The 14,407-nt window shown below is 42.0% G+C and carries 9 protein-coding genes and 1 pseudogene; 1 reads left to right on the forward strand and 9 read right to left on the reverse strand.

Going from position 1 to position 14,407, the window contains the following annotated elements; translation table 11 throughout:
* Positions 1 to 27 precede the first annotated feature (27 nt).
* The 7 genes from ureC to purE all read right to left on the reverse strand — a co-directional run bounded on the left by ureC (position 28) and on the right by purE (position 6,565).
* A complete protein-coding gene (gene ureC / locus BKK52_RS12630) occupies positions 28 to 1,746 on the reverse strand; it encodes an urease subunit alpha (protein ID WP_077420034.1) in 1,719 nt (572 codons plus the stop codon).
* A gap of 11 nt (positions 1,747 to 1,757) precedes the next feature.
* On the reverse strand, positions 1,758 to 2,063 hold the full coding sequence (ureB, locus tag BKK52_RS12635; protein WP_077420035.1) for an urease subunit beta: 306 nt from the start codon (positions 2,061 to 2,063) through the stop codon (positions 1,758 to 1,760).
* Positions 2,064 to 2,147: 84 nt separating this feature from the next.
* Complete coding sequence (ureA, locus tag BKK52_RS12640; protein WP_077420036.1) at positions 2,148 to 2,450, reverse strand: urease subunit gamma; 303 nt, start codon at positions 2,448 to 2,450, stop codon at positions 2,148 to 2,150.
* A gap of 15 nt (positions 2,451 to 2,465) precedes the next feature.
* Positions 2,466 to 3,365, reverse strand: a complete 900-nt coding sequence (locus BKK52_RS12645; RefSeq protein WP_077478844.1) for an urea transporter — start codon at positions 3,363 to 3,365, stop codon at positions 2,466 to 2,468.
* A 212-nt stretch (positions 3,366 to 3,577) separates the two neighbouring features.
* Positions 3,578 to 4,768 (reverse strand): amino acid aminotransferase, encoded by a 1,191-nt coding sequence (locus BKK52_RS12650; RefSeq protein ID WP_077415914.1) that lies wholly within the window; start codon positions 4,766 to 4,768, stop codon positions 3,578 to 3,580.
* Positions 4,769 to 4,906: 138 nt separating this feature from the next.
* Entirely contained in the window at positions 4,907 to 5,995 is a 1,089-nt protein-coding gene (purK, locus tag BKK52_RS12655; protein WP_077478845.1) for a 5-(carboxyamino)imidazole ribonucleotide synthase, read from the reverse strand.
* A 72-nt stretch (positions 5,996 to 6,067) separates the two neighbouring features.
* Complete coding sequence (purE, locus tag BKK52_RS12660) at positions 6,068 to 6,565, reverse strand: 5-(carboxyamino)imidazole ribonucleotide mutase (RefSeq protein WP_077473830.1); 498 nt, start codon at positions 6,563 to 6,565, stop codon at positions 6,068 to 6,070.
* 158 nt (positions 6,566 to 6,723) lie between these two features.
* On the opposite strand from purE, the gene pepN reads away from it, so the two are divergent.
* Positions 6,724 to 9,333: an aminopeptidase N gene (gene pepN, locus BKK52_RS12665; RefSeq protein ID WP_077478846.1), complete on the forward strand. Its 2,610-nt coding sequence runs from the start codon at positions 6,724 to 6,726 to the stop codon at positions 9,331 to 9,333.
* Positions 9,334 to 9,388: 55 nt separating this feature from the next.
* On the opposite strand, the gene BKK52_RS12670 is transcribed toward pepN, so the two are convergent.
* Positions 9,389 to 13,309, reverse strand: a complete 3,921-nt coding sequence (locus BKK52_RS12670) for a type ISP restriction/modification enzyme (RefSeq protein WP_425272088.1) — start codon at positions 13,307 to 13,309, stop codon at positions 9,389 to 9,391.
* Positions 13,304 to 14,311 (reverse strand): annotated as a pseudogene (locus BKK52_RS14290) (restriction endonuclease); the annotation flags it as partial. The pseudogene BKK52_RS14290 and the gene BKK52_RS12670, both read right to left, overlap by 6 nt.
* Positions 14,312 to 14,407: the final 96 nt, after the last annotated feature.

Here is a 14,407-nt window from a genome sequence, read left to right on the forward strand (position 1 = left end):
TCCAGCCCCTTTGGGGCTGGAGTTTTGTTAGAACATAAAATACCGCTGTGCCAATGGCACTTTTTCTGCCGGCTCACAGGTGATAAGTTCGCCATCAAGTCGTACTTCGTAGCGTTCGGGATCGACTGTGATTTCAGGTGTGGCATCATTATGTACCAAATCTTTTTTGCCAATGTTTCGACAGCCTTTCACGGCAATCAGCTCTTTTTCTAAGCCGTATTGGGCTTGAATATCCGCTTGTTGAGCCGCTTTTGAAACAAACACGACCGCGGTTTTGGCCGTCGCTTTGCCTTGGTTACCGAACATAGGACGATAGAACACCGGCTGTGGAGTAGGGATTGAGGCATTAGGATCGCCCATTTTGGCATAACTGATAAAACCTTTTTTGATAACGGTTTCGGGTTTCACACCAAAAAACATGGGTTTCCACAATACGATATCGGCAATTTTACCCACTTCTAATGAACCCACATGATCTGCAATGCCGTGAGCAATCGCCGGGTTTAGCGTATATTTGGCAATATAGCGTTTGATGCGGAAATTATCATTGCCCTCTGAACCTAATACGCCACGCTGAGCTTTCATTTTATCTGCCGTTTGCCAAGTGCGGGTCACCACCTCACCGATACGTCCCATGGCTTGCGAGTCGGAACTCATAATGGAGAACACGCCGATATCGTGCAAAATATCTTCAGCTGCAATGGTTTCCGGACGGATACGGCTATCAGCGAAGGCTACATCTTCCGGCACCCGCTTGTCTAAATGATGGCAAACCATCAACATATCCAAGTGCTCGTCAATGGTATTGACGGTAAACGGACGGGTGGGATTGGTCGAAGCCGGAAGAACATTGGGATACATGGCTGCTTTGATAATATCCGGCGCATGCCCACCGCCGGCGCCTTCTGTATGGAAAGTATGGATAACACGCCCGTTAATGGCTTTCATGGTTTCTTCTAAAAAGCCACTTTCGTTGAGGGTATCGGTATGGATTGCCACTTGCACATCCATTTCATCTGCTACTTTTAATGCGGCATCAATCACCGCAGGCGTTGCGCCCCAGTCTTCATGAATTTTTAAACCCAATGCACCGGCACGGATCTGTTCTCTTAAGGGATCAAGGGTAGAGCAGTTACCTTTACCAAAAAAGCCCACATTAACCGGCAATGCTTCAGCGGCTTGGAACATTCGCTGTAAATTCCATGCGCCCGGTGTGCAAGTGGTGGCATGTGTGCCATCTGCCGGGCCTGTACCGCCGCCAATTAAAGTCGTCGTACCATTTTCAAGGGCGTGTTGGGCTTGTTGTGGGCAGATAAAGTGGATATGAGTATCAATTCCGCCTGCGGTAGCGATTAAATTTGCACCATTGTGCACTTCGGTACTCGCACCGATGATCATAGTTGGGGTTACGCCCTCCATAGTATCAGGATTTCCCGCTTGTCCAATTCCCACGATACGCCCGTCACGAATACCAATATCCGCTTTGATAATGCCGAGTTTGGCATCAATAATCATCACGTTGGTGATAACAAAATCTAATACATTCGGATTATCACGGGTTGCGCTGCCCGATTGTGCCATACCGTCACGCACACTTTTTCCGCCCCCAAACTTACATTCATCACCTTTTGTGAGCAAATCCTGCTCAATGGTTGCCCATAAATCAGTATCACCTAAACGCACGCTATCGCCAACTGTGGGGCCAAATGTGGCAACATATTGTGCTCTTGGAATGTTTAATGCCATTGTTTTATTCCTTATAGTTTGCCGTCAATTTTGTTATGAAAGCCATAGATTATTTTGTTTCCGCCAAATTCTACGAGTTCTACGGTTTTCGCCTCACCCGGTTCAAAACGCACCGCATTGCCTGAGGGAACGTTTAAACGCATACCCCGTGCTAAAGTGCGGTCAAATTCAAGGGCATTATTGGTTTCAAAAAAGTGGTAATGAGAGCCGACCTGAATTGGGCGATCACCTTTATTTACCACATCAATTGTTACGGTTTTCCGCCCAACATTGGCGTGAATGTCACCGTTTGCTAATTTATATTCACCTGGAATCATTTCAAATTATTCCTGTATTTTTTATGAAAAATCAACCATTTGCATGCGTGGATTTAAAGTCCATACAGCCTACGGTGAAGAGGATTATCGAATTGGGTTATGCACCGTTACTAACTTGGTGCCATCGGGAAATGTTGCCTCAATTTGTACTTCATCAACCATTTCGGGAATACCTTCCATTACATCATCGACGGTTAACAGGGTAGCACCATATTCCATCACTTCAGCCACCGTCATACCATCACGGGCTGCTTCTTGCAAGTGGTTTGCGATGTAGGCGATAGACTCCGGATAGTTTAATTTGACGCCACGGGCTTTGCGTTTTGCCGCCAGTTCCCCGGCAAGAAAAAGCATGAGTTTTTCTTGTTCTCTTGATGTTAAATGCATAGTGACCTTCTTTTATTATGGATTAAATAAATGACTGAATTTTTTTAAGCTGACTTTGCGGTGATCGATTTTACTTTTAGTCCATCGCACCAGCCAAGCCGCTACAATAAAGCCGATAGTATAAGGAGGCAGGCCAATTTTGGCTACACCAAATTGAATGAAAATAGCCAGAATAATACCGATAGTGATATAAACAAAATCACGTAATCGTCTGCCGGCAAAAGCACAGGCAACTAAAATGGCGGAGAAGCTATAAATACCATTGGCCAGCTGGTTCGGTTCGATATCAAAAAGACAATCGGCGATAAATGAGCTGATGATGGAGGCGGTCATCCCCCAAAGGGCGGCAATGGGTGAGCTCAGCGCAATGGCGATAAATAAAAGCAATCCAGTGACGAGGCTTACGCCAAAGTTGACCTCTGCCCAAGCATAAAAAGGTTGTTTGATAGATTCTAAGGTCGTGGTGTGATCGGCGAGTGCCGGTGTGGTTTGCCATAAACCGAATAAACCAATTTGTGAGATGCCCCAGCAAAAAATCCAACAGGTGAGAACAAAAGGAAAAGTATAGGCGACCCAATTTCTTTTGGTAAATTCCCGCATAATCAGAGTTGAGACAACTGAGCTGATAACCCCTAATAGAAAAATAAGAAATGAAACCCCGTTTAACCCAAAGGTGAACATGGTACACATAAAGGCAAGGCTGGCATTGAAACCATATAAGCCTTGCTTGATTTCCTCTTTCGGATAATTGAGTTTTATCGCCGTTAATGTGCCGATGATTGAACCCAATAAACAACCGATACCGAGTGCCCAATGGCTGAAAAACATCGCAATGCAGATAATCAGTCCCGATAAACCGTTTTCTTGTAAAAAAATTTGTCCGATTCCGACAAGGGCAACTTTTATAAACTGCATAAAAAATACCTCCTAAAAAATAATTTTCTTACAGTTTAAGAAGGAGGAGATTCGCTTAAAAGTTTTTCGAGTGAAGTTTTAAACAAAATCAATTAATTTAATATTTTTTATAAAATTCTTTATTATTTTTAAATAACATCTAAAGTTGTTTCAATTTTTGTGATGAGACAAAAAAGCGCATACAAGATGCGCTTTTTGTTTTTAATGATAGATTAAAGCACCTTCACAATACTTTCACATAAATAACGGATGTTATCTTCAGTAATGCCTGCCACATTAATGCGACCTGAACGCACGGCATAAATCGCAAATTCTTCTTTTAAGCGATCTACTTGTTCCGCAGTTAAACCACTGAAGGAGAACATACCATTTTGTTCAATTATAAAACTGAAATCTTGTTGTGCGCCGTACTCTTTTAATAATTGCACAAATAAATGGCGCATTTTTTTGATTCGTTCACGCATTTCGGTGAGTTCATCATCCCAAGATTGGCGAAGTTGCGGATCGCTTAATACTTGTGTTACTGTCGCCGCACCGTGAGAGGCCGGGTTAGAGTAGAGCGTACGGATAATGGATTTCACTTGAGTTAATGCGGTTGAGGCAATCTCTGAATTTTCCGCCACTAAGGTGAAAGCGCCTACCCGTTCATTATATAAACCGAAGTTTTTAGAGAAAGAGCTGGCGACAAGTAATTCCTTGTGATTTTTGGCAAAGGTGCGTAAGCCAAGGGCATCTTCATCTAATCCGTTTGCTAAACCTTGGTAGGCAAAATCAAATAAAGGTAACCAGCCATTTTTAGCAGAAAGATCTGCCAGTTGTTTCCATTGTTCCGGGGTTGGGTCGATACCGGTCGGGTTGTGGCAGCAACCGTGAAGAAGCACCACGTCTCCTTCATTGGCGTTGCTTAAATCAGCGATTAAATTATCCCAATCAAGCTTTTTATTTTCTGCATCGTAGTAGCGGTATTCACGAATAGTCATCCCCACTGCATTGAAAATCGCATTATGGTTTGGCCAAGTCGGTGTGCTGATCCACACATTCTGTGCTTTGGTTTGGCGTTTCACAAATTCAGCGGCAATGCGTAATGCACCGGTTCCACCAAGGCTTTGCACGGTTCTGGCACGTTGTTGTTTCACCACATCACTGTCTGCACCAAAAAGAAGCACTTGGGTTAAGCGGTTATATTCTGCGATACCGTCAATAGTGAGGTAATTTTTGGTATTTTCTTTGTCCAGTAAGCGTTTTTCCGCTTCTTTGACTGCGCGCATAATCGGTGTAGCACCTTGCGCATCTTTATAGACGCCGATGCCAAGGTTGATTTTATTCGCGCGGGTTTCGGATTTGAATGCTTCGCCTAAGCCAAGAATCGGATCGGCAGGAGCGGCTTTGATATTTTCAAACATAGTGTTTTCCTTTTTAATGGGATGAAATTGATCGTTTTATACTGCAACCCTTGAGGTTTAGCAAGTAAAAACACCATAAAAATAAACCGCACTTTTTTATTTTGAAAATGACATCAAAAAGTGCGGTTAAAAATGAATTTATTTTAATTGTGCGAGCGTCCAATCTAAACCGGATTGATAATCTCCCGGCAAAGTATGACGAAGTTTTTCCAGTTGTTGAACGATAACGGATTTATCCGGGTGAGAAAGATTAATATGTCCGACTTTCCGCCCCGGGCGAACTTCTTTGCTATACCAATGAAGCTGGGCAAATGGGATGTTTAACCATTGTGGATGATGATCTGTGCCAATTAAATTCACCATCACACTCGGCGCAAAAGTTTCCAAATTTGGGGTAGGCAAATCCAACAACGCACGCAAATGTAACTCAAATTGGCTAATGGAACAGCCCAGTTGTGTCCAGTGCCCGCTGTTGTGTACTCGTGGAGCAAGCTCATTGATCAGCAGTTTATCGCCCACCACAAAACATTCCATTGCCATCACACCCACATAATTGAGCCTATCCATAATTTTTCCCAACATTTCTTCCGCCTGAACCTGTTGGGCGGATTGTTGTGGGAAAGTGCTATCCATTACGCTATAACGTAAGATGCCATTTTGTTGAAGATTGTGTGTGACAGGGTAAAAGCGTTTTTCACTATTTTTGAAACGTGCACCAACAATTGATACCTCATAATCAAAAGGAATAAATTTCTCCGCAATCACCTCACCGAATAAATCATCGGTAATCTCACTTTGGTTTTCCTTGGTGATAATCCATTGTCCTCGTCCGTCATAGCCACCGGTACGGCTTTTCACCACGACTTTTTCACCGATGTTTTGGAAAACTTCTTGCCATTGTTCTTTATTTTCCAACAGACTCCAAGGGGAGGTGGAGAGCCCCAGTTCATCTAACAGGGATTTTTGTGTTAAACGATCTGCCAATAAGCCAAAGATAGGTTGATTGACAAAATTTGGGTGGCTGCCGAGTAATTCGGTGAGGGGTGTTTTTTCCCAACGTTCAATTTCTGCGGTGATCACCGCATCTTTTGGTAAATCAAAAACAGGGGCGTTGAAGGCTAAAGGTTCTACTTGAATATCTAAAGGCGCACCGGCATAGCGGAGCATTCTGCCTAATTGACCGTTACCAAGCACATAAACCGTAGGATAGAGGGAGGATTGTTGCATATTATTTCTCATTAAAAATCATCGAAAAAACAACCGCACTTTAATTAAAAGTGCGGTCAAATTTTTATGTTTTTATACACGTGGGTCAGGATTGTCCAACACCACTTGCGTTTGTTTTTCACGGTAAGCCTGCAAACGGGAAAGTAAATCCTGATCCCAGGTTGCCAACATTTGTGCGGCAAGTAATGCCGCATTGGCTGCACCGGCAGGGCCGATAGCAAGGGTGCCTACAGGAATACCTTTTGGCATTTGCACAATAGAATGAAGACTGTCTACACCGCTTAACATAGAACTTTTCACCGGCACACCTAGTACGGGAACTAAGGTTTTTGCCGCAAGCATACCCGGTAAATGTGCTGCACCGCCTGCACCGGCAATAATTACTTTATAACCGTTTTTCTGTGCATTTTCAGCAAAGGTGAAAAGTTTATCGGGGGTGCGGTGGGCAGAAACAATTTCAACGTGGTAAGGCACATTGAGTTCATCTAAAATTTGTGTGCTTTCTTGCATGGTTGCCCAATCACTTTTGGAGCCCATCACAATGGCAATTTGTGCTAGTGTTGCAGACATTTTTTACTCTTGAATGAAATTAAAAACGGTGCGTAGAATAGCATAATTCAACTTACTCAAGCAAACGTTTGCTTAGGCGTTAGGAGAGAAAATTCCATTGCAACTTTTGCTTTAAAATCATATCCTAATGGGCAATTTTTTCTTGAAAAGGGCCAATTATGTTAGCCAAAGCAAAATATCGAAAAGATTATAAAAAGCCAGATTTTACGGTGACAGACATTTATTTGGATTTTCAGCTTGATCCAAATCACACCGTTGTTACCGCAACCACCAAATTCCAACGTTTAAATGACGAAGCAACCCATTTGCGTTTAGACGGTCACAGTTTCCAGTTTTCTTCCATTCGGTTTAACGGTAAGCCTTTTACCGCTTATCAGCAAGACGGTGAAAGTTTAACCTTAGATTTAAGGGAACAACATGCGGCTGAATTTGAGCTAGAGATCGTCACCATTCTTGTCCCTGCCAAAAATACCTCGTTACAAGGTTTGTATCAATCGGGGGAAGGCATTTGTACCCAATGTGAAGCGGAAGGTTTCCGTCAAATCACTTATATGCTGGATCGCCCGGATGTATTGGCCCGTTACACCACCAAAATTACCGCAGATAAAACGAAATATCCTTATTTACTTTCCAACGGAAACCGCATCGCTGAAGGCGAATTAGATAACGGTCGCCACTGGGTTGAATGGTATGATCCTTTCCCGAAACCAAGCTATTTATTTGCTTTAGTGGCAGGGGATTTTGATTTATTACAAGATAAATTTATCACCCAAAGTGGTCGGGAAGTGGCCTTAGAACTCTATGTGGATCGAGGCAATCTTGATCGTGCAGGCTGGGCCATGGAAAGCCTGAAAAAATCCATGAAATGGGATGAAGAACGCTTTAATCTTGAATACGATTTAGATATTTATATGATTGTGGCGGTAGATTTTTTCAATATGGGGGCGATGGAAAATAAAGGATTGAATATCTTCAATTCTAAATTTGTATTGGCGAACCCACAAACCGCAACAGATGAAGATTATCTTGCTATCGAAAGTGTGATTGCTCATGAGTATTTCCATAACTGGACGGGTAACCGCATTACTTGCCGTGATTGGTTCCAATTAAGTTTAAAAGAAGGTTTAACCGTTTTCCGTGATCAAGAGTTTTCCTCTGATACCGGCTCTCGTGCGGTAAATCGTATCAATAATGTGAAATTCTTACGCACCACGCAATTTGCCGAAGATGCCGGCCCAATGGCACATCCAATTCGTCCGGAAAAAGTGATTGAAATGAATAACTTTTATACGGTGACGGTGTATGAAAAAGGCGCAGAAGTCATTCGTATGTTGCATACCTTATTAGGCGAAGCGGGATTTCAAAAAGGCATGGCACTCTATATCACAGAAAATGACGGCAAAGCCGCCACCTGTGAAGATTTTGTTTCCGCTATGGAACGTGCCAACGAGTTGGATTTAACCCAATTCCGCCGTTGGTATAGTCAATCAGGCACACCGGAATTATTAATTACGGATGCTTATGATGAACAAACCCACACTTATCGCCTTAGCGTTTCTCAATCAACCCCACCGACAGCGGATCAAATGGAAAAAGTGAATTTACATATTCCGCTAAAAATGGCGTTATATGCCCAAGACGGCACAAAACAAATGCTTCAATATGACGGCAAAGCATTAAGTGGTGTACTCAATATCACAGAAAAAGATCAAGTGTTTGAATTTCACGGTATTTATGGACGCCAGGTTCCTGCTTTGTTGGAAGATTTTTCTGCCCCGGTGAAATTGGACTATGATTACACCACCGACCAACTTCTCACTTTGTTAAAATTTGCCGATAATGCCTTTGTGCGTTGGGATGCGGCACAGATGTTATTGATAAATGAGTTACGACGTAACGTAACCCATTTCCAACAAGGTGAAGATTTCGAGATTTCACCTCAAATTTTGACCGCACTTTTACAGGTATTGGAAAATTATGAAGCAGATATTGAATTGGCAACCTTAATTCTCACCTTACCAAGGGAAATTGAATTTGCCGAAAGTTTCAAAACCATTGATCCTGATGGCATTGTGGCAGCACGGGAATTTATGCAACGTGCTATTGCGGAATATTTGAAGGAAGCATTGCTCAAAACATACAATCATATTCGTTTGGAAGGCTATCGTATCACCCGGCAAGATATCGCCCTGCGTGCAATGCGTAATCTTTGTCTGAATTATTTAGCCTATACCGCACTTGGCAATAATTTAGTGCATAAACACTACAATGCGGCAAATAATATGACAGATACCCTTGCCGCACTCAGTGCCGCAACGAAAGCCTCTCTGCCGTGCCGCGACACCTTACTTGCCGATTTTGAACAAAAATGGCAACACGATGGCTTAGTGATGGATAAATGGTTTGCCTTGCAAGCTACCCGACCGGATGAAAACGTATTGGAAATTGTCCATCAGCTGATGGATCACCCAAGCTTTAATTTTAACAATCCAAACCGTCTGCGGGCATTAGTGGGCAGTTTTGCCAACCAAAATCTTAAGGCTTTCCATGATATTAGCGGCTCAGGCTATCGCTTCTTAACGGATGTATTAATTCGACTTAACGAAGCCAACCCACAAGTTGCCGCCCGCTTAATCGAACCCCTCATTCGTTTCGCCCGCTTTGATGCCCAACGCCAAACCTTGATGAAACGGGCATTGGAACGTTTAAGCAGCGTTGAACATCTTTCCAAAGATTTATTTGAGAAGATTGAGAAAGCGTTGAGATAAAAGTGCGGTTGGTTTTTAGAAAATATTGGGGCGTATGTTACGCCCCATTTTTGTTTCAAATCTTTAACTTCGGCAATCCGTTCACAATACGGTTAGTTTCAAGACTCACCGTGATGACCCGTAGCAGCAATTCGAGAGGATAGCGTGGGTTTTGCATCGTTTCAATTGCCCAATCGTTCGCATCATTGATAATGCCACTGGCTTTATCGACTTTGACACTTTGACGCTCCATCACCCATTCAATCGCCGATTTGCCATTGACAATATAGTCATAGGCTTCAAGTGGGATATTCTCAATAGTAAATTTGGTGTTATAGGCAATTTTGCTTTTATCGTCCTCTTTTTTGCCCGTTTCTTCATTGAGAATTTTGCCAGTAAATTTCATTTTTTCTACATAAAAATCCTCGCCAATACCGCCTGAAAGCTGGTCATCAACAATTTTTAAGCCACCTTTAAAGCGGACATCAGGGTATATGGGGACGTTTTCGTAGTTTAAATGAAGTTCTGCCAATTCACGCCCAGCCTGTGAAAATGTCCAAAAATCTACCGTACTTTTCACGCAAGGAATGCGTGGTAGCTGTTTGCTGAGATTATCAGCGTATTTTTCACGGTATTCCTCACTGTGGAGTAAGCCGTAAATATAGTAGAAAATATCCTCTTTGCCGATATTTTCATTTGGGTATGCCGTGTTAAAGTGAGCTAGAGCCTCATCAGTAATTGCCTCTCGGCGTTGATAGCCCTCGCAAGCGGTGGTATTTTCTGTTTGATTTACAAAAAGATCATCAAAATTGCCCGCTTGTATTTCCACTTTTTCGTAAAGGTAGAGGGGAAAACCTTGCCCACCAGAATGTTGCATATTCAAATCAGGAATAACATTAACCATTAAGGCAGAAAACGGTTTTCCTGAATTTCCAATGCCGCTGATATAAATCACCCTATTTTCTGCTTGGGCGGTGGGGAAGATATTAGGCATTTGAGCAACACGGTGTATCATCATATTGTCAAAATAGACATTAAGTTTATTATATGGACGATATAACCCATCAACAATTTTCTTCTCATTAAAATTGGCATAGCTTCCTCTTGCTACTTTCGGTAGTAAACTACTTGACCAACTGATTTTTGTTGGATCATTGCTCACAAATTCGCTCAATTCCTTAATATCTTTGTGCTTACTTTCAATTTCATAGCGTTTTACTTCTGAATTATAAAACTCAGTCATTGATTTCATATTATCGGAAAGTGTTGTATAAGAAAAATTATATGCCCAAGCATCTCGTGAGCTACCCAGCCCTAACGAATAGTTGTTAAAGATAACTTGGGTTTCTTTCTTGCTTTTATCCCCCATTGAAATATAGGTATCAAAATTTGGGTCGCGTTGATTGAGCCAATCGTTAAATTGGTCAGGGATAATACGTTGCCAGCCCTTCACAGCGTCAATGCCATTGATTGAGGCAAATTGACTTATCTTTTCCAGCTTTTGGTCACGAGTGAGGTAATCGCCAATATCGTGGAAGTAGATTTTGCCTCGCTCACAAGTGGTCGGATTTTTAACTAAAATTGCAATCGAAACAGGCGTTCTCGTACCTTGCCCAAAAATATTGTCTTTCTCTTTACGACGACGTTCGCCCGATGTGCGAGCGTTACCCCTTAAATGAAAAATATACAGAGAACTAAATTCTTCGGCTAAACATTGACGTAAACCATCGGCAGAGTTGGATTCTAAATAACCGCCGTTAGTGACAAAACCAATAATACCGTTGTCGCCAATGCGATCACTTGCCCAGCGGATTGCACGGATATAGCTGTCATAAAGGGCATTTTTATTAGTTGAACGGCTTTTTTCTGCGTAGCTTAGGCGAATTTTTTCGTCTAATTGAGGATATACCACATTGGCATTATTATCATTGGCACTTTCTTGCCCAGCCGAATAAGGCAGATTACCGATAATCACTTTAATATCAAGGGCTTTTTGGCGTTTTCGGCGGTGACTGTTGATTTGTAAAATCTCATCGACCAAATCTTCTTTTTCGTACATTTGGAAGGTATCGGTTAAACAGATCCCTTCAAATGGCTGGTAAGCGGTTGGATTTTCGCTTTGATTTGTAAAATGTTCTGCAAGTAGAGCGTGATAAACCGATTCAATGTTAATCGCCGCAATGTAATAGGCGAGCAGTACAATTTCGTTAGCGTGAATTTCTTGATATTTTTGTGGTAGTTTTTCAGGCGGAATAATCCCACTTTGGAGCAGGCGAGTGATAAACGTTCCCGTGCCAGTGAAAGGGTCGATAATCTGCACGCCTTTATCGGCAAGACTTGCATTAAATTCGTTTTTCAGCACATCTTCAACGGAATGGATAATAAAATCTACTACTTCAACAGGGGTGTAAACAATGCCGAGTCGTTCTGCCATTTTAGGAAAGGCTTTATTAAAGAAACTGTCATACAGTTCTTTGATGATTTTTTGTTTTCCTTCTGGCGAGTGAATATTGCTCACTCTAAATTGAATGCTTTCATAGAAGGTTTTGAGCTGTGTGGTTTCAGCGGTGAGATTTTTCTGTTCAAATATCTCTACGACTTTTTGCATTGCTTGCGACATTGGGTTGTGCTTGGTGAAATTATCATTGGCAAATAGGGCATTAAACACCGGTTTGGTAATTAAATGCTGTGCCAACATTTCTACCGCTTCGGCTTCGCTAATGGCTTGGTTTAAATCATCACGCAATTCATTAAGAAACGCTTCAAAAACTGACCGCTCTTGGTGATTTTGTGGATTGGCAAGAATAGTGTTGATACGTTCAATATGAGTGTTAGCGATTTTTGCTACATCATTTGCCCAATCTTCCCAATGGGTGCGATTACCACATTTTTTGACGATTTTGGCGGTTAAAGCCCGCTCGATTTCGCCGATTTCAAATTCCATTTCAAGTTGTGTTTCATTGTTAAATGAAGTGTCATTTCGGTTGCCAATAGTTTTTTCACCTCTGCCTGATGGTTTTTTGACTTTTGTTGGCTTTTGTTTTTGCTTCGCTAATACCTTACTGATGACAGAAACCACCTCAATTTTATCTTTTGCTGCACCGTCAAATTCCATTTTGTTGATCATTGCATCAAAGCGGTCATCGTGGGCTCGCAAGGCGTTTAGCACTTGCCAAACGACTTTGTAATTTTCGTTTTTATCAAGAGCTTCGTTAGGTTCAATTCCAGCAGGAATCACCACAGGTAAAATCACATAGCCCCGTTTTTTGCCTTCTGCTTTACGCATTACTCGCCCAACGGATTGCACGACATCAACCTGAGAACTTCTTGGCGTGAGAAAAAGCACTGCATCTAAGGCGGGAACATCTACCCCCTCCGATAAACAACGCACATTTGAGAGAACACGGCAAGTATTGGTTTCATTTTCCGCTTTTAACCATTCAATTTTGGCGGATTTTTCGCTAGCATTCATTCCACCATCAACGTGTTCGGCTTCGCATTTGAGCAAGAGGGAATTATCGGGTTTAAAATCGGGGTTTTGAGCTTCTAATGCCAAAATTTCTTGTTGCTGATAAGCATTGACCACGTTACTAAAAATTTCTGCAATGTTTTTGGAGCTGACTTTATGCGTATTGCCTTTGTACTCTTTTTCAATCACTTGGCAAAAAGCGACCGCTCTTTTCATTGGTTCAGTATCGCCCAATTCATCTAAAATGCCGTATTTTGATAAGGCTTTCCAGCAGCCGACAATTTTGGCAGCATCATCTACTTGAATTTCTGTACCTTCAAATAATTTCTCAAGGCGTTGATGGATATGGCTTTCTTCCACAGCAAGAACGAGCACTTTATAATCCACCAGCAAGCCTTCTTTGACCGCTTTCGAGAAACTGATGGTGTAGAGCTCTTTGCCAAAGCGTTGCTCATCGTCCATTGAATAGACGGTAACGCCTTCGGTTTTTTTAGCCTCTTCGGTATAAATGCGTGGTGTGGCAGTCATATAGAGGCGTTTTTTCGCCTGAATATAATCGTTATTATGTACCCTTACAAATGCAGATTCTTCTTTGGCATCATCAAAACTTGCACCAGTGGTTCGGTGGGCTTCATCGCAAATAACCAGATCAAATTCGCCCAAACCTTGTTGTTGAGCTTGGTGGATCACCTCAATAGAATGATAGGTGGAAAAAATCACCGTCATTGCAAGATCTCGACTTTGGGCATTGACTGCTTTAATCAACGATTGAGCATTGGTGGTAGCAGGGTATTGCAATTCGTGATTGAGTTGTTGTACGCGATCATCTTGATTTTTTTCTTTACGTTGTTTTCCTACATCACTATCGGAGCAGACTGCAAAGCAATGCAGAGGGTATTCAGATTCTTGTGTCTATTCCGTTAGACTTTGTGAAAGTAGAGCAAGGCTTGGCACTAAGAAAAGCACTTTTTTGCCGTTACCCGCTAAATTTTCTGCAATTTTTAGAGAAGTGAAGGTTTTCCCTGTGCCACACGCCATAATCAGCTTGCCACGATCAGCATCTTTTAAACCAAGTCGTACTTGTGCAAGTGCTGATTTTTGATGTTCACGCAGGGTTTTCTTTGGTTTTAATGGTACTTCTTGCTGAAAAGCAAATTTTTCCCAATCAATCGCACTGTGTTCTAAATCAGAACGGTTGATAACGGTAACAGGTGGATTTTGGTTGGAAAGGGAAGCGTAAGCATTATCTGTCCAGTGATCAGTGGCAGCAACAATAATGCGATGATGAAAATAATTTTTTCCCGATGCAGTAAAGAAACTATCAATATCCGATTTGCTGATACGGTGATCAGGTGAATAACATTTGCATTGAATAGCGTGATTTTCACCACTATGAGTTACCGCAACAAGATCTATCCCTGTGTCGTTTGAAGGCAGTTCAGAGTAGTATTTTTCAATCCAATCTTTAAAGGTGAGAATTTCTTGGTAGTAAACGCTATAAAAGGGTTCATTTTTGAAATAGAGTAAAATGAGATCTTCAAAATAAGTACCTTTTTCACGTTCGGAAAGAGAATGTTGTTGATAGTCAGTTAAAAGATGCGATAATCCTGCTGTGCTGTGCTGTGC

It is taken from the genome of Rodentibacter trehalosifermentans, assembly GCF_002000545.1.
In the GTDB taxonomy this organism is placed as follows: domain Bacteria; phylum Pseudomonadota; class Gammaproteobacteria; order Enterobacterales; family Pasteurellaceae; genus Rodentibacter; species Rodentibacter trehalosifermentans.

Excerpts from the sequence above, each read along its gene's own strand:
- ureC (WP_077420034.1), bottom strand. The coding sequence starts at position 1,746 with ATGGCATTAAACATTCCAAGAGCACAATATGTTGCCACATTTGGCCCC.
- ureB (WP_077420035.1), bottom strand. The coding sequence starts at position 2,063 with ATGATTCCAGGTGAATATAAATTAGCAAACGGTGACATTCACGCCAAT.
- ureA (WP_077420036.1), bottom strand. The coding sequence starts at position 2,450 with ATGCATTTAACATCAAGAGAACAAGAAAAACTCATGCTTTTTCTTGCC.
- BKK52_RS12645 (WP_077478844.1), bottom strand. The coding sequence starts at position 3,365 with ATGCAGTTTATAAAAGTTGCCCTTGTCGGAATCGGACAAATTTTTTTA.
- BKK52_RS12650 (WP_077415914.1), bottom strand. The coding sequence starts at position 4,768 with ATGTTTGAAAATATCAAAGCCGCTCCTGCCGATCCGATTCTTGGCTTA.
- purK (WP_077478845.1), bottom strand. The coding sequence starts at position 5,995 with ATGCAACAATCCTCCCTCTATCCTACGGTTTATGTGCTTGGTAACGGT.
- purE (WP_077473830.1), bottom strand. The coding sequence starts at position 6,565 with ATGTCTGCAACACTAGCACAAATTGCCATTGTGATGGGCTCCAAAAGT.
- pepN (WP_077478846.1), top strand. The coding sequence starts at position 6,724 with ATGTTAGCCAAAGCAAAATATCGAAAAGATTATAAAAAGCCAGATTTT.
- BKK52_RS12670 (WP_425272088.1), bottom strand. The coding sequence starts at position 13,309 with ATGACTGCCACACCACGCATTTATACCGAAGAGGCTAAAAAAACCGAA.